This is a genomic window from Devosia sp. MC521, from assembly GCF_014127105.1.
In the GTDB taxonomy this organism is placed as follows: domain Bacteria; phylum Pseudomonadota; class Alphaproteobacteria; order Rhizobiales; family Devosiaceae; genus Devosia.
On sequence record NZ_CP059902.1, the window covers coordinates 3,343,682 to 3,366,562 of the forward strand.

General features: G+C 54.4%; 18 protein-coding genes. 7 read left to right on the forward strand and 11 right to left on the reverse strand.

What is annotated here, in order from left to right; all coding sequences use genetic code 11:
• Positions 1–68 precede the first annotated feature (68 nt).
• Together H4N61_RS16145 and H4N61_RS16150 are read right to left on the reverse strand one after the other, a co-directional pair.
• Positions 69–971 carry a PfkB family carbohydrate kinase gene (locus tag H4N61_RS16145; RefSeq protein ID WP_169196892.1) on the reverse strand — a complete coding sequence of 301 codons (903 nt, stop codon included), beginning with the start codon at positions 969–971 and terminating at the stop codon, positions 69–71.
• A 129-nt stretch (positions 972–1,100) separates the two neighbouring features.
• Positions 1,101–1,322 (reverse strand): hypothetical protein, encoded by a 222-nt coding sequence (locus H4N61_RS16150; protein WP_169196893.1) that lies wholly within the window; start codon positions 1,320–1,322, stop codon positions 1,101–1,103.
• Between the two features lie 857 nt (positions 1,323–2,179).
• Between H4N61_RS16150 and H4N61_RS16155 the strand changes: the two genes are divergently transcribed.
• Positions 2,180–4,672 (forward strand): membrane-bound PQQ-dependent dehydrogenase, glucose/quinate/shikimate family, encoded by a 2,493-nt coding sequence (locus H4N61_RS16155; protein WP_182394474.1) that lies wholly within the window; start codon positions 2,180–2,182, stop codon positions 4,670–4,672.
• Positions 4,673–4,732: 60 nt separating this feature from the next.
• Here H4N61_RS16155 and treZ read toward each other — a convergent pair whose 3' ends face one another.
• Both treZ and H4N61_RS16165 read right to left on the reverse strand, forming a co-directional pair.
• A complete protein-coding gene (treZ, locus tag H4N61_RS16160; RefSeq protein ID WP_182394475.1) occupies positions 4,733–6,481 on the reverse strand; it encodes a malto-oligosyltrehalose trehalohydrolase in 1,749 nt (582 codons plus the stop codon).
• Positions 6,482–6,578: 97 nt separating this feature from the next.
• On the reverse strand, positions 6,579–7,421 hold the full coding sequence (locus tag H4N61_RS16165; RefSeq protein ID WP_169196896.1) for an aldo/keto reductase: 843 nt from the start codon (positions 7,419–7,421) through the stop codon (positions 6,579–6,581).
• A 192-nt stretch (positions 7,422–7,613) separates the two neighbouring features.
• Here H4N61_RS16165 and H4N61_RS16170 point away from each other — a divergent pair, with 192 nt between their 5' ends.
• The gene (locus H4N61_RS16170; protein WP_182394476.1) at positions 7,614–8,120 is read left to right on the forward strand and encodes a ferritin-like domain-containing protein; all 507 of its coding nucleotides are present in this window, start codon (positions 7,614–7,616) and stop codon (positions 8,118–8,120) included.
• 44 nt (positions 8,121–8,164) lie between these two features.
• Here the strand turns inward: H4N61_RS16170 and H4N61_RS16175 are convergent, their stop codons facing one another.
• From H4N61_RS16175 to H4N61_RS18520, 3 genes are all read right to left on the reverse strand, one after another.
• Positions 8,165–9,376 carry a PAS domain S-box protein gene (locus H4N61_RS16175; protein WP_182394477.1) on the reverse strand — a complete coding sequence of 404 codons (1,212 nt, stop codon included), beginning with the start codon at positions 9,374–9,376 and terminating at the stop codon, positions 8,165–8,167.
• A 2-nt stretch (positions 9,377–9,378) separates the two neighbouring features.
• Positions 9,379–10,146, reverse strand: a complete 768-nt coding sequence (locus tag H4N61_RS16180) for a Crp/Fnr family transcriptional regulator (RefSeq protein WP_169196899.1) — start codon at positions 10,144–10,146, stop codon at positions 9,379–9,381.
• Positions 10,147–10,353: 207 nt separating this feature from the next.
• Entirely contained in the window at positions 10,354–10,569 is a 216-nt protein-coding gene (locus H4N61_RS18520) for a DUF2934 domain-containing protein (protein ID WP_349236467.1), read from the reverse strand.
• Positions 10,570–10,830: 261 nt separating this feature from the next.
• Between H4N61_RS18520 and H4N61_RS16190 the strand changes: the two genes are divergently transcribed.
• Complete coding sequence (locus H4N61_RS16190; protein WP_169196900.1) at positions 10,831–11,139, forward strand: hypothetical protein; 309 nt, start codon at positions 10,831–10,833, stop codon at positions 11,137–11,139.
• Positions 11,140–11,226: 87 nt separating this feature from the next.
• Here the strand turns inward: H4N61_RS16190 and H4N61_RS16195 are convergent, their stop codons facing one another.
• The 3 genes from H4N61_RS16195 to H4N61_RS16205 all read right to left on the reverse strand — a co-directional run bounded on the left by H4N61_RS16195 (position 11,227) and on the right by H4N61_RS16205 (position 13,891).
• Positions 11,227–11,652, reverse strand: coding sequence for a hypothetical protein (locus H4N61_RS16195; RefSeq protein ID WP_182394478.1), 426 nt, complete (start codon positions 11,650–11,652; stop codon positions 11,227–11,229).
• A gap of 204 nt (positions 11,653–11,856) precedes the next feature.
• Positions 11,857–12,402: a hypothetical protein gene (locus H4N61_RS16200; RefSeq protein WP_182394479.1), complete on the reverse strand. Its 546-nt coding sequence runs from the start codon at positions 12,400–12,402 to the stop codon at positions 11,857–11,859.
• Positions 12,403–12,997: 595 nt separating this feature from the next.
• Entirely contained in the window at positions 12,998–13,891 is an 894-nt protein-coding gene (locus tag H4N61_RS16205; protein ID WP_182394480.1) for an SDR family oxidoreductase, read from the reverse strand.
• Between the two features lie 357 nt (positions 13,892–14,248).
• On the opposite strand from H4N61_RS16205, the gene H4N61_RS16210 reads away from it, so the two are divergent.
• Together H4N61_RS16210 and H4N61_RS16215 are read left to right on the forward strand one after the other, a co-directional pair.
• Entirely contained in the window at positions 14,249–15,127 is an 879-nt protein-coding gene (locus H4N61_RS16210; RefSeq protein WP_182394481.1) for a Ku protein, read from the forward strand.
• A 12-nt stretch (positions 15,128–15,139) separates the two neighbouring features.
• Positions 15,140–15,946: a Ku protein gene (locus tag H4N61_RS16215; protein WP_182394482.1), complete on the forward strand. Its 807-nt coding sequence runs from the start codon at positions 15,140–15,142 to the stop codon at positions 15,944–15,946.
• A gap of 17 nt (positions 15,947–15,963) precedes the next feature.
• Here H4N61_RS16215 and ligD read toward each other — a convergent pair whose 3' ends face one another.
• The gene (gene ligD, locus H4N61_RS16220) at positions 15,964–18,609 is read right to left on the reverse strand and encodes a DNA ligase D (protein ID WP_182394483.1); all 2,646 of its coding nucleotides are present in this window, start codon (positions 18,607–18,609) and stop codon (positions 15,964–15,966) included.
• A 748-nt stretch (positions 18,610–19,357) separates the two neighbouring features.
• Between ligD and H4N61_RS16225 the strand changes: the two genes are divergently transcribed.
• Together H4N61_RS16225 and H4N61_RS16230 are read left to right on the forward strand one after the other, a co-directional pair.
• A complete protein-coding gene (locus H4N61_RS16225; RefSeq protein WP_182394484.1) occupies positions 19,358–21,235 on the forward strand; it encodes a diguanylate cyclase in 1,878 nt (625 codons plus the stop codon).
• A 25-nt stretch (positions 21,236–21,260) separates the two neighbouring features.
• The gene (locus tag H4N61_RS16230) at positions 21,261–22,340 is read left to right on the forward strand and encodes a transposase (RefSeq protein ID WP_182394168.1); all 1,080 of its coding nucleotides are present in this window, start codon (positions 21,261–21,263) and stop codon (positions 22,338–22,340) included.
• Positions 22,341–22,881: the final 541 nt, after the last annotated feature.

A 22,881-nucleotide genomic window follows, 5' to 3' on the forward strand; every position in this document is an offset into this window, starting at 1 on the left:
ATCACATTATATTGATAATGATTGCAAAGCCAATCTCGAGTCAACAGCGTCGTTCGCTGCCGCCGTTTCTAATCCGCTAATGCCGCGATAACGGCATCTCGATGGGGCGACCCAAGGCGTCCACCAAAGGTTTTACATTTTAGAGCCGCAGCGACATTGGCGAATGCAATCGCTTCGCGGATGCTTTGACCTTCTGCAATGGCGAGCGTGAAGGCGCCGTGGAAAACATCGCCCGCCGCAAGCGTATCGATAGCGTCTACTCTTGGAGGGCGCAGGTGGCAGCGCGCGCCGTTTTCCTGCCAATAACAGCCGTCTGCACCGTCGGTGATCGCGATAAAACCCGCGTATCGCGCAGTGAGAACAGCGAGTGCCTCCACCACGCTGTCTCGTTCTGCAACTTTCAAGGCCGCGGGCGCAGAAAAGACGGTATGTGTCGCCAGTTTTGCGAGCCGATCAATAACGTCCACCGGTCCAACATCGGCATCAAGGACTGCGATTTTTCCGGCTTCACATGCGAGCGATAGCACGCGCTCTGCCCCCTCGGGCCATCGCACATCAACCTGGACCGCGTCTGCCCCTTGAACCAAAGCCTCTGGTATCCAGGACGGATCTGCGCCTAAGCCCTTATCATAATAGGGCAGGACAAGGCGCTCCCCTGCAGCGTCGACAACGACCGCGCTGAGCGGAGTGGCCACTCCATCAAACCGACGTACAAAAGCGCAATCGACACCCTCGCCCATAACCTCGCGCAAGAACTGATCGCCCATGAGGTCATTGCCAATTCGGGCGATCAGCGACACGTCACCACCCAGTCGGCGGGCTGCAATAGCGGCACTGGTCGCCATGCCATGCGCAGCCAGAACCATGGCCTTTGGCATGATCTTGCCCGGTCCCGTCGGCAGGCTATCGACAGAAAAGATCATGTCGATGGTCGCAGCACCTGAGAAAACGAGTTTGGGCGATGGAGACATTACGCGCTCGCAGAAATGAGCAACGGGCACAAGCCCGCGGCCAAGGGTCGTCATTGGTGTGCGATAAGGTGCGGGCCCATAACCTGAGCCGCCCCTTTTTGGGGGCCGATTGAAACTCGCCCTCGCGCGTCAATCATAGACAAGCGCTAGACCAAGGCAATCAGTCGTGCTGGAGGTGGAGGGGCTCAACGCACTCGCCTCTTCAGAGTTCACAATGTGAGCCTTTTGGAGGTAAAGCTGGAAGAGACTGCGTGCTGCGTTAAAAACCGCGCGTGAAGGGCCGGAACTATCCATCAAGCTGAGATTTTTGGGCACATTCGTGACTACAACCACAACATTTAGACGACGCATCAGCGCCTCCACCGGCGAGGATTTTCAGAGCGGCATATAACAGTAGCGGAGATGGGAATTTGCTGCATCATGAACGTCGCATGTCGAAAGCAAAAAGGGGGTCATGAACAGCCGGTAAGAGACGTCCTAACTTCATACAACGCGAACCCATCCGCCGCCTCCTCGATTCAGCCGGGGGCGTATCAAGAATGTATGGTGCGTCCTATGAGGGATGATGGTATCGCCCCGCCAAACTGAGAGCAACAAAGCCGCCAGCTAATGGCCAAGGCAAAATACACCTATCGGGACCGCGAAATCATCGTACTCTTGGCCTTGTTAGACCTATTCGGCTCTATGTCCCACTACGGTCATTTCACGAAGGGCACCATAGCGAGGAAGCCACGCTGATTTTTAAGCCCTGCGGTTTCAGCACCCGCAGGCGTATCCTTCGCCATCATCAAAAAGCGTGAAAATAACAAGCGCAAAACAATCCGCCATCAACGCTAGATGCACCATAGGCCTGCCGCACAACTTCAATGGAACACGAGCAGCGCTGTCCGAAAATCTGAGCCAAAGCATCTGACGACGGACACCTCTAATTCGGAAACCTACTTCCGACGCAGAGGTGGTGATGTTGGACAGCTTTCGCGAGGGCGACTGACGGTCAAAACTCTGACACCCACAGGAACTCTACCAATGAAGACCAGATCGCCCCGTCAGACATTCTTCGACGGTACTAGATTTGGTTGTCGGTGCTGCCACCGCCAAGATGGCGTCTAGGACGCGAAATAGCGCGCTAATGGCCCGTCGAACCAAATAGGAACTGCTTCTGCACTTTTTCGTTAGCTCCTCATAAAGGCGTGTGAGGAGAAATGTTTATGGCAACGAGGAACCGAGGCTTTGGTTACTGGGCAGTGATGGCCCTCGCCGCCATAATGGTGCTGTTCGGCACGCCAATTATGCTCGGAGGAGCATGGCTTCTCAGCTTAGGGGGCTCATTCTATTATCTAATAGCGGGCGCAGGCCTTCTGGCCTCTGCGACGTTCTTATTCAGACAGTCACTTGCTGGCGTCTGGATCTATATGTCAACATTCGCTTTTACTCTGATCTGGGCGCTTTGGGAGTCTGGCCTCAACGGATGGGCGCAAGTCCCGCGTCTGCTTGCACCAAGTGTGATTTTAATTCTGGTGTTGCTGACTATCCCTGCGCTCCGTGGCAGATTGGCTGTGCCACGCGGTAGATTTGCGGCGGCGGCAACTGGTGTGATGGCGCTCATTGCATCTGTCATGGTTCTCATGTCGAACGGGGGGCCGCATCTCGTTGCGCAAGAGACCGTGTCGCCGCCAGCATTCGAAACGCCAGATGCACCGGCCGCCACCGCCCCACCAAGAGGCGAACTGACTACACAAACCCCGGCCAGCGCAGCTCAAGTGAAATACGTTGCCCTAGAAACGGGTGTCGACTGGCCAGCCTATGGAGGCGATCACAAGGCAACGCGCTATTCGCCCCTCGGACAGATTACGCCAGAGAACGTGGAAATGCTTGAGCAAATCTGGGAATTTCGCACCGGAGACCTGCCGAAAGACGACGAACCATTTGGCAATCAGAACACCCCTGTAAAAGTGGGGGATCGGCTCTTTCTGTGTTCAGCGCTGAACAAGATATCGGCGCTCGATGCAGCATCAGGCGAGGCTCTTTGGACCCACGATCCAGTCGTCTCAGCAGATGCTGTTGGCTATAATGCCTCTTGTCGGGGCCTAGTGTATTTTGAAGACACTACGGTTGTGGCCGATACGATGTGTGCGACCCGCGTGGTCAATCTGACTCACGACGCGCGCATGATTGCGCTCGACACAGTCACCGGCCAGCCGTGCCCGGACTTCGGCGCCCTTGGCACCGTCGACCTCATGGAAGGAATGGGAAACCATGCGCCGGGATTCTACGCCCCAACGTCACCTCCAACACTCGTTCGCGATGTGCTCGTAGTTGGAAGCCAAGTGAGCGACGGACAAACCCGTGCAGCTCCGTCTGGCGTCATCCGTGGGTATAATGTTGTAACCGGTGCACTTGAATGGGCTTGGGATATGGGGCGCCCCGGCGAGACAGATCTGCCGCCTGAAGGTGAGATCTACACCCCCGGCACACCCAATGTTTGGACGATTGCCTCAGGCGATAATGAGCTTGGATTGGTTTATTTGCCGATGGGTAACTCAGCTGTCGACTATTGGGGCGGCGATCGCTCCGAGGCAGAAAATACTTACTCAACCGCCATCGTTGCGCTGGATGTCGAAACCGGCGAGGTCGCTTGGCACTATCAAACCGTTCACTATGATATTTGGGACTATGACCTTGGAGGACAAGGCACCTTGGTTGATTTCCCAACACCCGAGGGTCCAGTTCCTGCAATCGTTATGCCGTCCAAACAGGCACAGTTCTACATCCTGAACCGCAAAACCGGTGAACCGCTGGTTAGCATTGAAGAGCGCACTGCTCCCACTGGCGGCGTGGAGCCAGAACGCCTTTCTCCGACACAACCTTTCGTCACCGACTTCCCAAATCTGCTGAAAGCCGACCTGACCGAACGGGATATGTGGGGCACAACCCCGCTTGACCAACTCTGGTGCCGTATCCAGTTCCGCCAAGCCGCTTACGATGGTGTTTACACACCACCGACAGTTGATCAACCATGGATCCAATACCCCGGCTATAACGGCGGCGTGGATTGGGGCGGCGTCGCGATCGATCCCGTCAAAGGACTAATGATCACTAATTACAATGACATGCCGAACTACAACCAGCTTGTTCCGCGTGAAGAGGTTGATGCCCTCGGCATTCTGCCAATTACCGATCCAAACTACGATCCAGATGTTGGTGGCGGCTCCCATGGCAACCTTAGCCCTCAAGCGATGTCGCCCTATGGCATCCGCGTTAACGCGGGGTGGCGCGTTCCGTTCACAGGGATGCTGTGCAAACAGCCTCCTTATGGCGGCATCGCTGCTATTGACCTCAACACCCGTGAAATTCTTTGGGATCGTCCATTTGGCTCAGCCCGTAATAACGGCCCCTTCGGCATCCCAAGCATGTTGCCGATAGACATCGGTACACCAAACAATGGGGGCGGCTTCATAACAGCAACAGGTCTTTTCTTTATCGGTGCCACTACCGACGACATGTTCCGAGCCATCAAGGTCGATACCGGCGAAGAGGTTTGGCAAACCGCTCTTCCCGCAGGCGGGCAAGCTACTCCAATCACTTACGAGGCCGGTGGTCGCCAGATAGTAGTGATCAACGCGGGGGGCCATGATTTTATGGAGACACCCATCGGCGACTATTTTATCGCCTACGCCCTGCCAGCTGGCGAACTCCAATAGCGAACAGGATAGGCCGGGAAGCACATCGCTTTCCGGCCTCGTCCAGAACGAGCAGAGCGCTCACTGCGCCAGCGAGAAAACTGCTGTCCACGGACCGATAACCGTCTCGTTAAAGTGTCCTTCGATCCAGAGGACATCCCCGCCCACAGCGCCACAACTCAGAGCTTGGTCAGAGAAGTTCGCTAGCAGATAGAGGCGCATACCGTCGCCCAGTTGCCATGCAACAGTCAAAATCGAACCGTCGAGTTCATACCGCCCGCTGTTTCCATCCATCTCATAAAGACGAGGGATGATTTCCGACCTCCGCAGCGCGATGAGTTGCCGATAATGCGCCAATGCTTCCCTGTGTGAAAGCTCTTCACGCTGGCTCCAGTCGAGCTTGGAAGTTTTGAATGTATCTTCGCTCAACGGGTCTGGCGGATGCCCCTTCTCCGGTTGCGGCAGGAAAGATTTGATCTCGTCTCGCCTGCCTTCTCGGACTTTATCGGCAAGTTCGGCACCGACGTCCGAGAAGAATATGAATGGTTGTTTTGCGTGCCATTCCTCACCCATGAATAACAAGGGAATCTGTGGCGACAACAAGTTTATCGCGGTCCAGAACCGCGCTTTTTCTGACGAAACAATATCGGTTATCCGTTCGCCATAAGGGCGATTGCCGATCTGGTCATGGTTTTGTGCGTAAGCGACAAAAGCTGTCGCCGGCAGGAAAGCGCTCGGCTCACCTTTAAAACGCTTTTCATGCTCCAAGTATTCACCTTGGAAACCGAACCCCTCGGCCAAGCTTCGCCCAACCAAATCCAACTTCTTGTCAAAATCCGCATAGTACCAAGAATTTTCTTCGGTTAAGGCGTTGTGCAGACTGTGATGAAGGTCATCATTCCACTGTGCGTTGTAGAGCCAAGGCTCACCATCGAGCCCCCGTTTCAGCCAGCCCGCCTCATTGTCAGAATTCTCGACAATGAGGTGAATGTGCCGACCATCGGTCACCCTGCGCAACTGCTCTGCAAGCTCGACCAGCATGTGCCGAGGGCCGATGTCCTGGATCTCCTGTACTGCATCGAGACGTAGACCGTCGAAATGATATTCCATCAGCCAGTGGCGGGCGTTGGCGAATATAAACTCGCGCACCTGAGCCGCTCCTGCGTCATCATAGTTGATGGCACCACCCCACGGTGTATGACGGTCTGGATTGACGATGGGGGCATAACTTTGGAGGTAATTCCCTTCAGGACCAAAATGGTTATAGACGGCATCGAGGAACACGCAGAGACCTAAACCATGTGCTGCATCGACCAAGGCTTTTAGATGCTCGGGACGGCCGTAGCTACTGTCTGGAGCATAGAGAAAGGCCCCGTCGTAGCCCCAATTCCAACGACCGGGAAAGTCAGCCACGGGCATTAGCTCAATTGCTGTAATGCCCAGTTCCTGCAATGCTTTGAGCTTATCAATTGCAGCTAGGAACGTCCCCTCCGGGGTGAACGTGCCGATGTGCAACTCATAGATTATCATTTCCTCCCAAGGCCGCCCGCGCCAACCAAGATCGGTCCAGCGATAACTTCTCGGGTCGATGATTTCACTTGGGCCATGCACATCGTGAGGCTGAAAGCGCGAAGCCGGATCGGGCACGGTTTGGCCATCAGGCAGAACAAAAACATAGTGCATGCCAGCAAGAGCATGCGGGACTTCAATCTCGTGCCAACCGCCCCTGCACTGCGTCATCGGGTGTTCAAATTCGAGATCTAAGATCTTTAAAGAAACACTGGGAATATTGGGAGCCCACAAACGGAAGCGCACCCCTTCCACCAGCATTTGCGTGCCGAAACGTGAGGGCTGAGCCCGTTGAACTCCAGGAAGACAGTCGAGAGACATCTTGCACCATTCAACCGCGTGGTTGTGAAAATTGGGATTAGAACAGAGTGTTCATCGTTGCAGGATGACCGCCTGTTTTGCCGTCTTCCGGATCATCAAGACCATCGAGCGCAGCAGTGTCTTCCGCATCTAGCGAAAAGCCAAACGCATCAAAATTCTCTCTAATCCGATGCTCATGCGTAGACTTGGGAATTACCACCAGCCCCTGATCGAGCTCCCAACGCAAAATCACCTGAGCAATGCTCTTACCGTGCTTTTTGGCGATTTTGGCGATAGTTGGATTGTCGAGCAGCGCGCCACTGCCCAACGGGCTATAGCACTCAATCGAAATCGCGTGACCTGCGTGAAAATTCCGAACGTCGCGCTGCTGATAGAGTGGATGCAGCTCCAGCTGATTGATCACCGGCAGTAGGTTTGTTGCCTCGCCGATACGTTCAATGTGCTCTGGTAGAAAGTTGGATACTCCAATAGAGCGAATGCGGCCATCCTCGTGTAGAGCGACGAGCGCCTTCCACGCATCCACGTAAAGGTCCTGCTCAGGAACTGGCCAATGGATCAAGAACAAGTCGAGATAATCAAGTTTCAGCCGTTCAAGGCTCTCGTCGAAAGCCCGCATGGCGTCATCGTATTGGTGAGCGCCGTTACGCAACTTGCTGGTAATAAATAGCTCCTCACGGCTCACATCGGCTGCCGCGATGGCTTCACCCACACCAGATTCATTGTCGTAGCCTTGCGCGGTGTCGATCAGCCGGTAGCCGACATCGATGGCGGTCGACACCGCCTTCTGGGCCTCATGGTTCGGCACCTGCCACACACCAAAGCCGAGCTGAGGAATGCTATTGCCGTCAGTGAGGGTAATTTTCGGGATGTTCCGGATCATGTCATTCCTGCCTGATTGGTAGAACGCCGACTACCGCCGCCTTCCTCCAAGCCAAGTCCTGCGACCGGCGTTCCGAGCTTGCCATGTGTTAACGAACGCGCCGGTCATAGTTGTCCGCCGACCTTAACTCCGGTTTATCAATGATCCTCACCCGTAGACCGGCGTTAGCTTGCCATTCAAAAGGAGCCGCAAATGACCAAGCTTTCAGAGATCTACGTTACTGGGCTCAAGAACGCTCACGCGATGGAACACGAAGCGTTGGCGATCATGGAACCTCAGGTTGCGAGCATCAAGAACTACCCCGAAGTGGCACAACGCCTGCAACAGCATCTTGAGGAAACAAAAGGTCAGATCCTACGGCTTGAGAGTTTGCTAGAGCGCGCTGGCGCTCAGAAGTCGGCGCTAAAAGATATCGCTATGGGCGCTGGCGGAACCATTGCAGCACTCGGTCACAAATTGGCGCCAGATGAGATCGTCAAGAACAGCTTCGCCAATTTTGCCTTCGAACACTACGAAATCGCGGCCTATAAGTCATTGATTGCACTGGCTCGTGCGCAAAACGACAGCGACGCGGTGGCGACGCTCACGACGACCTTGGATGAAGAAATCGCGATGTCGGAATGGCTGGATTACAATATCGAACCCCTCACCCTCCAATTCGCCACCCTCCGCGAGCAAGGCTTGCATAGCAAGAACTGAGCGGACAGCTGTTCACAAGAAAGCCGTGAGGCCGCGAAACTCTCTCAAACGGCCAGTGATACCAACGGGATACTCATGGTAACTCGCAGGCCATTGGGTAACCAATCGCGACGAATATCAGCGCTTAGCGCTGCCAGCAGTGTGCTCTCCAGCCGGGCGCCAAAACCTTGTGTGACCGCCGGCCCCGTATGTGGGCAATTGCTCTCATCCCATTCTATTGAAACCGCGTCGTTCTCAATCTTCGCGGTGATAGCCAGCGCTCCCTCTGGCACAGACAAAGCGCCATATTTGGCGGCATTAGTTGCAAGCTCATAGAACAGCAACGCGACGCTCGTAGAAGACTTAGGCCCAATGGCAATCTGATCCCCTGATAGCATGATGCAGTCACCAAGACGGTACGGCTCCAAGACTGTACCAATGAGTTCCAGCAGGTCACCGAACACATTGCTGGCCCCCTCTGACTGCCAACGCGCCATGGTCAATTCGTGCGCCCGCGCCAAGGCACTCAGCCGAGAGTGGATATTTGTTACGATATCTTGGGCGTCGGTACTGGACCGTCCCGTTAGCGAAACCACGGCCGCCGCGAGCGAAAATAGATTCTTCACACGATGCTGCATTTCGTCGACGACCAAATGCAGGGTCTCCTCATTCTGCCGCCGCAGGCTGTCGTCGCGGGCGATTTTAGACGCACCGACTATCGTTCCGTCCACATTTCGAATGGGCGAGACCGACAAAGACAACGGCACTAAGCTTCCATCTTTACGACGGCGCAAGGTTTCGAAGTGGTCGACCCGCCGGCCCGCCCTGATTTGGGAAATGATGAGGGATTCTTCGCTAATCCGCTCTTCAGGGATGATCATTGTGATGTTACGGCCAATAGCCTCTTGCGCTGTATATCCAAACAGGCGCTCTGCTGCGGGATTCCAGCTTCGGATGGTGCCATTCAGATCTTTACTGATGACTGCATCGTGGGACCCCTCAACCAATGCGACCAACCAGTCTCGGGGATCTGGCGTAACCGCTACCTCAGAAACCGTTTCGATATCCCAGATGACGTGCATAGGTTGTTTGTGCCTTCCAGCTGCATTCCTACGATACAGATGCAAACATTTCGGCTCGTTCTCGGTGCCGAGCCGCTCCTTATCTGAACCCAAACCGTCTGCAGGTAAGCCAAACGCGTTATGGTGCTTCAGAGAAGTCAACTCTAGGGTACGAAGTTTGCTGAACGACAGGTAGCTCTCCTCTTCGTTCAGCAACTTTATACAGCTTTCAGCCTAGGCTCGTTTTCGTTCAAATAATCCTCGAGGTAGTCTGAGGAAAAATTTGCCATGCGTCGGAGAGCCTGCACGTCAGGGATAGTGAGCGCACGACCACGCAGCTCGATGAGCTTCAACCGTCTCAGCTCTTGAATGACCCTGTTCACGTGCACTGCAGAAAGCGCCAGATACATTCCCATCTGAACTTGAGTAAGCTTCAGCGTGAACTGATTGCCTTTGGTAAGGTTTAGACGGCGGTATCGGAATTCTAACTCGCAAAGCAAGTGTGCGATACGCTGCATTGCATTGCGCCGCCCCACTGACGTGAGCAGCTCTTCGACCACAACATTGTCCGACGCAAGATTGGCCAACACCGCGCATAGAAGACGCGGGTTACCCTCAAATAACGCTGCCGCATGATTTGCATCAAGCCGCAGAATTGAACATCGCGACCCCGCTTCAGGAACGGCATAAGCTGACCGCCCGGTAACGCAGGTGTATGTGCAAATATCGCCGGGAATAGCCAACGACATTAGATGTCGTTCAGATTCAGCAGTTACCCTGCAACGGAACGCAAACCCAGACGCTATAAAACAAAGATCGGACCCACACTGTATCTGGCCATGGAGACGAACATTTTCCCGCTTCCAAGGCTGCGCTGCGAGTTCATCCAAATCTTCTGCAAACAATAAGCCTGTTGCCCACAACCGCCTAAAGATCGGTGGACCGACAGGTGGCAGCTCAAAATAAGTAGCATGCACGTCTGTCATGACGATCACCTGGTCTTGAAATCGTTATCTAGATAACGCCTCAAACTGAGGTACGTTCCCCATGGATGAATTTCGCGTCGTCGTCATTTGTAGCCCACGATGATATTTAAGATTTCCGAATTTTTTTGCTCTTCGCATTCAGTTCGAACACGTAGGCTCACTTCGGCGAACAATCCGCCAACACCCTCCAGAGAGCAAATTTTGACGTTATCTCTCAAACGTCTGCTCAGTGTCGGTCATAGTCGTTTGCGCTAGTTTTTTGTCACAGTCGCGCTCGCGCAGACCTCTCTCCAGAGCTGCAAACCAGTATTCCTGTTCCTTACCCTCTGGTTTGCCATCTTGTTCCCAGAGAAAGTAAGCCGTCTCACGAGTTTTAAGTTGGAATGCACTATCGCTCCAAGGATCCAGTTGGTACGGGTCCACTGCAACCTCCAATATTGTCTAGTGTGATCCTAAACGCTGAAGCACGCGCTAAGGTGACGAATTTGCCACGAACTTTTCGTGTCGCAACCTAGGGTGAGAAACACAATAATCAGGCCGGTCTCACGACATCCTAGGCCACCTCGTCTGCTCTGGGTACCGGTCTCGGTATTGGGGGAGCGCGCCCCAGACGCCATGTCGCGCAACTTTCGCTCGACTACAAACATTGCCCGCAGAATAGCCCCATAACTCCGGACACTAAGCATGAACGTATCAAACTTGCAGCTACAAGGACTCTACTTAGCCATAGCATCCATCAACAACACACTCGTCGCCAAGGGCATCATCAGCCGCGAAGAGATCGATCTGGCTCTAAGGCGCGCGGAACAATCAGCGCTCGGCGACGATAGGCTGAGGGAAGATCTGACGCCCGCATCACGCGATGCAGTGGCCTTCCCGGCCCGGCTGCTCTTGCTTGCAAACAACAGCGCATCTGAGACAGACGTGATGACATTTTCAGAACTGGCGAAAATGGTAGGTCAAACCAAAGGGCATTATCCCGACGAGGCGTAGCGCGCCGATGGGGATAGTGGACGATCCGCATAACCGGGTTCATCTCTCGGCTCTGAAGGGCAATGAACGGGGCTTTGACGTGCGTGTTCACGAGACACCGACAAGCCAGTCCTTGCGCATCCAAGTCTCGACCGCCAGTAGGTGCGGTATTTCGGATCCGTCGCCAGCGCGGACGTTGATGGAGTTTTGCTCCAGTTCTTCGGGCGAAAAAATGTAGATGTCATCCGGCGGCGTCCGCAGCATGCGAGAAACCAGATAGCTGGGCGTGTTGAACTGAACCAGCTCCCTATAGATCTCACTGATCACTGTCTGGGTGACCGACGGGTCGTCGCTCCCCGATATCTGGTGAACCCCAAGAACCCCGTTGGCCACCCGCTCGTTGCCAGCGAGAAAAATCAGTGAGCAGGACGAATGGCAGCCATCACCGGTCTGCACAATGGTCTTCAGTCCCTTGGCGTAGACGCTCCTCGCCATGTCCAGGGCGGGGATGACATAGCCGCCAGGGCAGTCCAAGCTCCCGTATCCAGAGCCGGATGGGCCGCGACCAGTTGGGTAAAAAGATCTGCGACGGTCTTATCGATAACGCCCATGATCCTAATCGCGGAACCGTCGATTTGGACAATGCCATTTTCGATCGGATGGCAGTGCGCCGGCAGCGTCATTAGGAGCAACGCCAGTACTGCATCCCACGGAGTCGCCCTATCTTGGAGACGCATTTCAGTCGACCAAGTAGCTGAATGTGGAGCAGAGGTCATCGCTGTTGATGTCGAAAGGCGGCACATCTCCATCGAAGACCGCGACCTCAAGTATCTGGCCGCCTCCCAGCCAGCTTTCGGAAAAGACAAGATAGCGCGCACCTTTCCCACAGAGCGTGGTGCCGTTGAGCAGTTCGCCTGGATCCTGCGCAAGCCGGAACACCTCGGCGGTCTGCTTGTCGCCAGAAACGCCCCATTGTCGCCACGATGCGCCTTCGGAAACGAGTTCGACCGGGTCTCCGGCGCCGAACGAAATCTGCATCACGCTGCCGACCTCGGCGAAGCTGGGATTTCCCGAAAGCCCGATGTCACCGGTAATTGAGATGGCAGTCTGGCTCAGGGCTACAAAGGTTCGGCTATCCTGCCAGACATGATGTTCGATGGCAGATTGAGCCAATGAAGGTGTAGTAACAAATGTTACGACGGTCAAAACTAGCAAACATATGCGGCGCATCGATTGCACATACCTTCTTCTAAAACCGCGACCAACAGATAGCCACAAGCGCATAAAGTATCCACTCCTGCAGGTCACTGCTACGATTTTGGCCCGATAATAGCACAGGCGATCCCGAAACTATTCGAAACTCTTCCCCTGCTCACTGTCAATCTCAGGCTTGGGCCGCGTGTTAGCGTGTATCCCCTCCAAGAGCTGCGCGGCTCTTTGTATTTCCGCAGTGAAGCCGTTATCTCGATAGAAACCGGCCACGCCCCCTGCACGTGAGTGTTCGCCAAGCGCAAGATGGCTTTTCTTTCGGATCAGCATGTGCTGCGTAGAGTGTTCGCGTGCATGGACGCAACGCGATTGGTGGTTACCCCGGGCCCTAGCGGCCTGCGTTATCTGAGTGGTCAGGTCTGGCACGACTGACACAACACCTGCGTAACTTTGAAAAGAGGTCGATGTTCGCAAGTTAATTCACCGTCAGGGCAGCGTTGCAAACGCCCGCTCCAACATCACGCACCCCTACCATTCGCCCGATCGGCGCGTCGCAAGAGTAGCCATCGCCAAAGTCGCATCAAAGTTCGAGCCAAGATTAAGTGTTCGGGCCCCCTACCGTGTTTGCTTGAAACTGCAACGCGCCTTCTCCGCCGCCGTCACTGCGCAGTCAGGCGATTCCCTTGCCACCAGTAACACCAAAAACCTCACCGGTAATGTAACTGGCTTCTTGCGACGCCAACAGGACATATATCGGCGCAAGTTCGACAGGTTGACCTGGACGACCAAAGGCACTGTCTTGGCCAAACGTAACAACCTTCTCCGCAAATTGCCCACCACTTGGTTGCAGCACTGTCCAAAACGGACCAGGAGCAACCGAATTCACGCGTATTCCCTTCTCAATAAGCTGTATGGCCAGCGCTTTGGAATAAGCAACGATACCCGCTTTTGTGGTGGCATAGTCAAGAAGATGAGCTGACGGCTCATAAGCCTGAATTGATGCTGTTGTGATGATTGAGGCCCCTGCAGGCAGATGCTGCACGGCCGCGCGAGTAATCCAGTGTAGAGCATAGAGGTTGGTCTTGAGAGTTAGGTCAAAGTCCTCACTCGATATCTCCTCGACGGAATTACGTGCTTGCTGACGGGCCGCATTGATAACTAGAATATCTAGCCCCCCCAGCTGCTCAACCGCATCGGCGATCAGCTGAGTGCAAAATTTTTCGTTGGAGACGTCACCACGTAAGGCGACACCTTTCGTGCCCGCCTGCTGGATGTACCCGAGGACCTCTTCGCCATCACTGTCTTCAGATGGGAGATAGCTTATGGCCACATCTGCTCCCTCACGCGCATAAGCGATTGCTGCTGCGCGACCGATTCCGGAATCCCCGCCCGTGATTAGTGCCTTGCGGCCGAGTAAGCGGCCAAATCCGGCGTAGCTCTCTTCACCATGGTCAGGTGCTGGTCGCATTTTGCCAACAAGTCCAGGAGAGGTTTGCTGTTGCTGCGGAAATGGCGGAGCGGGGAACTGATGTCGTGGGTCCTGCATGGTGAAGCGGTCGGTCATTTGGAACTCCTTTTGCATCGGCCAACGGAAAAAAGAGCGGACCGTTCCCGAACTTAAAATGGCCTGAACCGCAAAAGACGGGTGCGATAAATGACGCAAGAAAGCAATCGACTCCTGCTGCCACAGGGTCTGTCACCGCGGATGGGATACTCTTTGGTACACGCAACGCCATCTTCGCGATTGGCGACCAAGCTCCTTTGCGTACTGACACACCCAAAAAGTGGATCGTCTATGCCCCTACCCTCGAGCCCGATAGATTGGCTGCAGTCCGCATCAATGCTCGGGGAAGGAAGATCGCGGGAACAAGTTTGCCCCGAACGGGATTGGACTCATGATTTTTTTCGCGAGGTAACAGTAATGCCGACCGCAAGAGCGACTTGGAAAGGCTTCGTCAAATTTGGCGAGGTGGCGTGCCCAGTGGCACTGTACACGGCGTCATCCTCTAGTGACCGCATCGCATTCAATACATTGAACCGAAAGACTGGCAACAGGGTAAGGCGCGAGTTCATTGATGAAGAAACTGGTGCCACAGTTGGGCATGAAAACCAGGTCAAAGGCTACGCTAGCGATAATGATGCTTACGTCGTTCTTGAGCCGGCTGAAATCTCCGCGGTCATCCCGGAAAGCGACAAGACCTTAAAAATCGAGGCATTTATTTCCTGCAGCGAAATCGACACCGTTTATTTTGACAAACCTTACTATCTCACACCGGATAAGATGGGAGAGGAAGCCTTCGTGCTCCTTCGCGAAGGGATGAAGCAGACCAAGGTTGCGGCAATTGCCAAGGCTGTTCTGTTTAAGCGTGTGCGCACGCTATTGATCCGTCCTCATGACGATGGGTTGGTCGCCACAACTTTAAACTACGACTACGAGGTTCGCTCTTCCCAAAACGCTTTCGATGATCTGCCCGAGATGAAAATCGAAAGTGAAATGTTGGCATTGGCTGAACACATCATTGAGACGAAGATGGGTATCTTTAATGCTACGACCTTCGATGACCAGTATGAGAACGCGGTCGCAGAACTGGTGAAGGCCAAGATCGAAGGCAGAAAATTGCCCAAGCGCAAGCCTGCGCCTGTAGCTCAAAAAGGTGATCTCCTAAGGGCACTACGAGACAGCGCCGCTATTGGCGATCCGCCCAAGGATAAGCGCAATCGGGCAACGGGCCCGACTAAACATCCGACCACGAAGAGGAAGGTCAAGCAGACGTCCGAAACGACCCGGAAAGCTAGCTGATAGGAGGTTTCAATGGTTATTCGACCGTATTGGAAGGGCTATCTTAAACTGAGCCTCGTCACCTGTCCTGTACAGATGATGCCGGCTACTTCCGAGAGCGAGAAAGTAAAATTTCACACGATTAATCGGGACACAGGGAACAGAGTCGTGAGCCAATACGTCGACGCCGTCACTGGGCGCGTCGTTGATGAAGCCGACGAAGTCAAAGGCTACCGGCGAGGCGAAAACGACTACGTTATTCTGGAAGATGATGAGCTGGACAGCGTTGCGCTGGACAGCACCAAAACCCTCGATATTTCGGTTTTTGTCTCGAGTGACAGCATTCCCTGGATATGGCTCGACACGCCATACTATCTCGCGCCGAACGACGCCATTGGGCAGGACGCGTTTTCGGTGATCCGTGAAGCTATGAAAGCACAAAAGGTTGTTGGCATATCCCGCTTGGTTATTTCTCGTCGCGAACGTGCAGTGATGCTCGAGCCGCGTGGGAAGGGCATTGTCCTATGGACGCTGCGCTACAGCGACGAAGTCCGCGACGCTGCTGGCTACTTCGCGACGGTGACTCAGACAAAACCTGAGGCAGACCTCATGCCGCTCGTTCAAAAATTGATCAAAAGGCAGCAGCGTCATTGGGATCCCGCCATGGTTGCTGACCCCGTGCAGGAAAAGCTGAAGGACATTATCGCGGAGAAAAAGAAGACGGCAAACAAACTTGCCAAGACAAAACCCAAGAGATCTCCCCCCACCCCTAGCAACGTCATCAATATCATGGATGCCCTGCGCAAGTCTGTTCAAGCCGAGAAACGTTCGCGGCACTGAAGGGTCTTCGCTGCTGTCTACGACGCCTTTGTAAGTCGCTTCATCGCCTGCCTAAGTGGACGAGCGCCGTCAGCATAGCTCTGCCATGGAGCCGACGCCTTGAGGAATTTCGGTACGGTTCGAATAGTGAAGCGTGTCGGATCAAGGTTCAGCGTCACTTGGGTCCAATCGAGAGGCATGGATACTGTTGCACCAAGGCGCGCGCGCGTCGAGAGGGGTGCAACAGCGGTGGCCATGCGGTCGTTGCGCAAATAGTCAAGAAATATGCGCCCCTGGCGCTGGTTCTTCGCCATTTTGACTAGATAGCGGCTCGGACTGTCTGCAGCCATGAGTTGGCACACACTTCTAGCAAAATCTTTTGCGTCAGTCCAAGATGGGTTCTTGCCTCGCCTTATGGACAAGGGGGTCACGACGTGCAGGCCTTTGCCCCCGGTGGTTTTGCAGAAGCTTACAAGACCTAATGTGTCTAAGCGGCTGCGCAATTCCAAGGCTGCGTCAACAACCGTTGAAAATTCGACGTCGGGCCCCGGGTCTAGGTCAAAAACCAGACGGCCTGGTACTTCAGGCTGGCCAGGTGCGCTATTCCAAGGGTGCAGCTCTGTTCCTCCGATTTGAGCGATGGCGGCCAATCCCTCTACACGATCAATCTGCAGATAGGTTTTTTTATCGCCCGTGACCTCGATAAGTTCGAGGAGATTGGATGTTCCAGCCAGCGCATGGCGCTGGAAGAACTGCTGGTGAAGTATGCCATCCGGCGTGCGGACAACAGAGCAGGGACGTCCCTTAATATGGTCAATTAGCCATGTCCCAACCTTTGCAAAGTATCTCGCGAGATCGAGTTTTGTGACTTCCTCACCATCGTTGGCGTCCGGCCAAAGAGCCTTACTCGGACTTGAAATCGCCACCCCCATGACGTCTACGCGAGCCCGATTAACCGCCGCTCCCCTAGATTTCCTCGGTGGAGCACCAGCTGGATCAGAAAGCTCAACTGATTTGGGATCGGTGGGCATTTCTGCCACAACTTCACTGGCAGGCTTGTCTTGGCGTAGGCCTTTGAACGCCGCCTGTCGGACTTTTCCACCAGCAGTCCAGCCCGCGTATTCGATCTCAGCAACCAACTCTGGTTCAAGCCAGGTTATGTCCGCACCCTTCTTAGGGCGCGCAAGCCCGGTAAATGGTGACGTCTTTGCTTCCAGTTTCTTTAGTTCTGCTAGGAGGGTCTTGACCTTAGCAGAACTAAAGCCGGTACCGACGCGACCGACATAGACAAGCTTATCGCCTTGATTAACGCCAACGAGCAGAGAGCGGAATTTTCCGTTTGTGGTGGCATAGGCACCGATAACCACTTCATGGCCCCCTCGACACTTTGACTTCACCCAGGCGTTAGTTCGGCCCGATACATAAGGAGCATTTGCTTTTTTCGAGACAATGCCCTCGAGCGACAGACGGCAAGCGGAACGCAGTACAGCATCTCCACCAGTCTCGAAATGATCCACAAAGCGTATTCTAGGGTCCTTGCCGGCTCCCTTGAGCAACAACTCCAGCCTCTTCTTTCGATCCGTAAGTCCTTGATCACGCAGGTCATTCGCTCCGTGGAAAAGCAAATCAAAGGCGAAGAACACCAGATCGTCGGTTTTGCCTTCGGACATCACAGCCTGAAGTGCGGAAAAATCCGGAGCACCTTGATCGTCCAGTGCGCATATTTCTCCATCGATGATGAGGTCCGGCAACGTGCCAGCTGCTTCTGCGATGGCGGCGAACTTGTCTGTCCAGTCAAAACCTTTACGAGTTTTCAACGTAACAGTGCCATCGTTTATGCGCAGCTGCATGCGGTAGCCGTCAAACTTGATCTCGTGAATCCACTGGTCTTGAGCGGGCGGACGCGTTGCTACTTGGCACAACTGTGGTTCGACGAATCCCGGCAGAGCGGTGTGGGCCGCGTTGCTTGGGACTGGTTTTGTTGATCGGCGTTTGGGTTTGAGCTGATTCTCTTCCAAACCCTGCTGTGCCTGCGACGCGATGGCAGCTTTCACATTCGGTTGCCCAACCATGAATGGCTTCGGCTTGCGTCCTTTGCTTTGGGATATCTGCTGCATAGTCCTGCCTGAGGCGATCGAGGTACTGTTTTCCGTCAAGATCGCCGCCCCATTGGCATTCACGGAATGGTCGTCCTGATGCTTGATCAGAAGCCAGTTTGATCGATTCCCCCCATGGCGGTCGTGCTTCATGCGAACTAGAACAAAGCTGCCGTGAAGGCGCTCGCCGGTAAGAGTGAATTTGAGTTCTCCCTCGTTCAAGGCTTGCTCCGGGGACAGGCCCTCCTCCGGTATCCAATATCCGCGATCCCACAGCATTACTGTACCCCCACCATATTGCCCTTTGGGGATCGCGCCCTCGAAATCCCCGTATTCTAGAGGATGGTCTTCCACTTCGACTGCCAAACGCTTGTCACCTGGATCGAGTGAGGGCCCTCGTGTGACAGCCCACGATTTGAAGACGCCATCGAGTTCAAGCCGCAGGTCATAATGCAGCCGCGTTGCATCATGTTTCTGAATGACGAAGCGCAACCATTTGGAACTTTTTATCTTTTTTCTACCAGAAGGCTCCTGTGTCTGCTCAAAGTCCCTTTTTTCCTGATAGCTCGAAAGTTTGTCCTTGGGCATCCCATTCCTCCAATGACACGACAGTTCGTGGCTCGGCTGGATGATGCAGCGGTGGCGACGCGTACATGCATTTTCAATCAAGGCCGAGTTGAGCCCGATGGTTCCCCCGTAGTCGGAATGATCGCTCGGATCTGAGAGATTTTTGCAGCAGCATCTCATTGATCTCGAAAGCATCGGCGCGCTCAAGTGCACCGCGACGAAGACCTACCGGCAGACTGGGGCACCAAGTAGATGTGCAGGTTGATGACGACTTGCCGGCTATCCTAACCCACCAAGGCAATGCAATGGCCCATCTACATCACAGAGCAGCGTGTGATAGCGCTTTTCGAGATTGCTCGTCGCACAGCAGATCTGTCAGATGTTGAGCCTGAATTGACCGCATTTCGCGCCATCACGTCGCAGTACCTATCGAAGTCCACCCGGAATGTTACCCTCTTCCTAGGCCACTCTTAGCGGGTCTCTCGGTCTTTTCTCAGCACGGGCTAGGTTTTGGGGACGCGATATCACCATAGAGACTGGGGCCTAATAGCAGCAAACTCCAGTTCTCGTAATTAGGCGACCCGCTCAAAAGAAGTCAGTGCTTCCAGATCTAACAACGCCGGCGGAGATCATGGCGACGGGTTTCATTGTATGCCTTCCGCTGCCTCCGAGGTCGCCTTCGCACCAAGATGTAGTTTAGAAGGCACCTTTAACCTTTGCCGTCTAGGATAATGGACATGATCTAGCATCGGAATGAAAGCGTTGCAAAATGATCTCGTCGAATGCCGTATTTCTTGAAAGAGTCATGCTCGCCATGCCCTTTCCTGCTATTGCGGTGGACGCACGACTGATAATATTGGCCAGCAATGCGCAATATGGTGTGAAAACCGGGATCGATCAGGCAGACTTGAGAGGGCGCCCTTTGGGTGAGGTGCTCTCGGACCAAGTAGACCAGGGTCTTCAGCAAATCGTTTTGGACGTACTTGAAGCGGGCACGCCGATGTACCGGTCCAGCGCCATGAACGGACTATCCGATAGTGACCATAGCAACCTGGGGTGTAGCTTCGTTCCGCTGTTTGACCAAGATGGAAAGGCTTGGTGTGTGCTCCATTATTGGTCCAGAGCAGATATATTCCCACCACGCAATTTTGCTGCGGGAGTTACCGGTGAACCCACAGGACTTTTAGAGCTATTCAAACAAGCACCCGGCTTCATGTGTGTGCTGCGCGGTCCCAATCATGTTTTTGAACTCGCAAACGACGCTTATTATCAGTTAGTCGGTCACCGAGAAATCATAGGGCATCAAGTCGCCGACGGACTCTCCGAAGTAGTAGCTCAGGGCTTCCTCGAAAAGCTCAATCGCGTATATGAGTCCGGTATCCCATTCGTTGGTAGGGCACTACCAATTCAGCTACAACGTGTTGCACACGGGGTTATGGAGGAACGATTCATTGATCTCATCTATCAGCCTATGTTCACCCCCGCACACGAAGTAAGCGGCATTTTCGTACAAGGTTATGACGTAACTGAAGCTCACATACTCGCCAAAGAAGTTTCATATCAAGCCGCACATGATGCTTTGACAGGTTTGGCTAACCGACGGGAGTTTGGCGCGCAGGCTCGCGCCATTAGTGGCCGTGGTCCCCATGCGTTGCTCTACATGGATGTAGACCACTTTAAGATCATCAACGATCGCTGCGGACATGCGGCAGGAGATGCTCTCCTTGTAGAAGTCAGCAATATTCTTAATCTGCTGTGCGAAACGAACCGGGACTTGTTAGCAAGGCTCGGGGGTGACGAATTCGTTCTCTTGCGTCAAAACTGTGACTTGGCCGAGGCAGCTGAGTTCGCCAATTCCTTAGGCACTGCGGTAAAAGAGATGGACTTCATATGGCAGGGCAAAACGCACGGAGTGACGCTGAGTATAGGCGTAGTGAGTTTCAATCTCACTACTGATGCCCATCTTCAAACGGCAATGGGTTTCGCAGACGCCGCATGCTTTCTTGCAAAGGAGCTGGGGCGAAATAGGGTCCAGGTAAGCTCGTTGGTCGATGATGAGGTCACACAGCAGCAACGAGATATGGATGCGGTAGCTCGCATAAAATCAGCCATAAGGGAGGATCGTCTGGTCATTTACGGCCAAAGGATCGCGCCGATACAACCAGATTTGGAGTCTGCTGTTATATTTTCCGAGGTTTTGGTCCGGCTGATGGACCTAGACGGAAGCATAGTGAGCCCATCGCACTTTATTCCTGCCGCAGAGCGATATGGTCTGATAGAAGATTTGGATAACCACGTTATACGCAAAACCTTTGATCACATCCAACGAACAACAAAAGACAGTCCAAGGGTCAAGTATTTTATTAACATTTCAGGCATCACGCTTAGCGCACCCGGATTCCCAGACTACATTGACGGCACGCTTGCAGCCTACCCACTGGTATCGCCGTCCCAAATTTGCTTTGAAGTGACAGAAACTTCAGCAATCTCAAACATTCGCCGCACCGTGGAGCTAATGAATAACTTGAACGAAAGAGGTTTTAGTTTCGCGCTAGATGACTTCGGGAGTGGGATGGCAACGTTTGCTTATCTAAGCTGGACGTCCGCAAAAACCCTTGGCGGCTTTGATGCAGTCATGATTCATTGATGTCGCCCGATCATGGAGCGTCATCATGGACCCGCATTCGCTTTTCAGCCTGAACGATCACCTCGAAGCCTTGAGCCAACACGGCGATCCGCTCGAGGTTTTGGAGCGGACGGTGGATTTCGAGTATTTCCGGTCCTGGCTGGTGGAGGGGCTTGGCTACAGTGACGGCAGCAAAGGCGGTCGGCCGCCGTTCGATCCGGTGGCCATGTTCAAGATCCTGATCCTGCAGGCACAGCACAACCTGTCCGATGCCCGCACAGAGTTCATGATCCGGGACCGCCTGAGTTGGATGCGCTTCCTGGGGTTCTCGCTCGGCGATCGCACGCCCGATGAGAACACGATCCGCCATTTCCGCAACCGCATGACCCAGACCGGCACGCTCAAGCGGGTGATGAAGGCGTTCGACTGGCAACTGCACAAGAAGGGTTACATCCCGATGTCGGGGCAGATCGTGGATGCTTCGCTGGTGCCGGCACCCAAACAGCGCAATACCGATGGCGAGCGGGAGGCCATCAAGGCAGGCCAGTCGGCTGACGAGATCTGGCCGAACGAGCCGGCTAAAGCCGCACAGAAGGATACCGACGCCCGCTGGACGCTCAAGATCGGCGGCAAGGTGCGCTACCGGCCAGACGGCTCGCCCCTGCCCATGATCGCCACTCCGGTGTTCGGCTATAAAAGTCACATCAGCATCGACCGGCGCTATGGCTTCATCCGGGCTGCAGCGGTGACCTCCGCCTCCCATCCTGACGGCCGGATGCTGCGCCATGTGATCGATCGGGAAAACACCGGCAGCGAGGTCTGGGCCGACAGCGCCTACAGATCACAGAGCAATGAGGCCTGGCTGGCTGATCGTATGCTGACCAGCCGCATTCATCGACGCAAGCCCAAGGGCAAGCCGATGCCGATCGCGACCGCACGGGCCAATGCGGCCAAGTCCGCGATACGTGCCAGGGTCGAGCATGTCTTCGCTCATCAGAAGAACCGGTTCGGTCTGTTCATCCGCACCATCGGCATTGCACGGGCCGAGGCCAAACTCACCTTGGCCAATCTGGCCTACAACTTCGACCGCCTCGTCTTCCACGAAAAGCGCGCAACCGCGCCATGAGTCTGCCCGGATGACCGGGAAACGCCGTCAATGGGCACCGCCGATCGCCAAACGCCGCGCCAAATCTGCTCAAACACGGAAATCAGACGACCACAATCGCAGCCGCAGGCTCAGCGAGCCAGTTCTTGCGGGTCTTCAGCTTGCTTCCTGTGCAGTTCATCAAAATTGACGGAGAGTTCGTGAAGAGCGTTTTGACTCAATCTGTCAGTGCAATCGTTGTCGAAGCTGTTGTTAAGCTCGCAGAGACGATGAACGCTCGTACTATCGCAGAGTCTGTTGAATCCATGGAACTCATCCCTCGACTTGCACAACTGGGCATTCACTATGGTCAGGGCTTTGCCCTCCATCGACCTGAACCACTAATTAGCTGAGCACTTTGTGGTAGGCTGACAGCGAGTGTTAAGCGAGTTGGGGAACCGTTTTCTAATCTAGCGGCACTGCGCGTGGCATATCGTGGGACGAACTGACACAAGTCGGCCGGGTGACCTACGATATCCGGCCAATTCGGTGGCGCATACCTACGGGCAATATCGTCTACTTA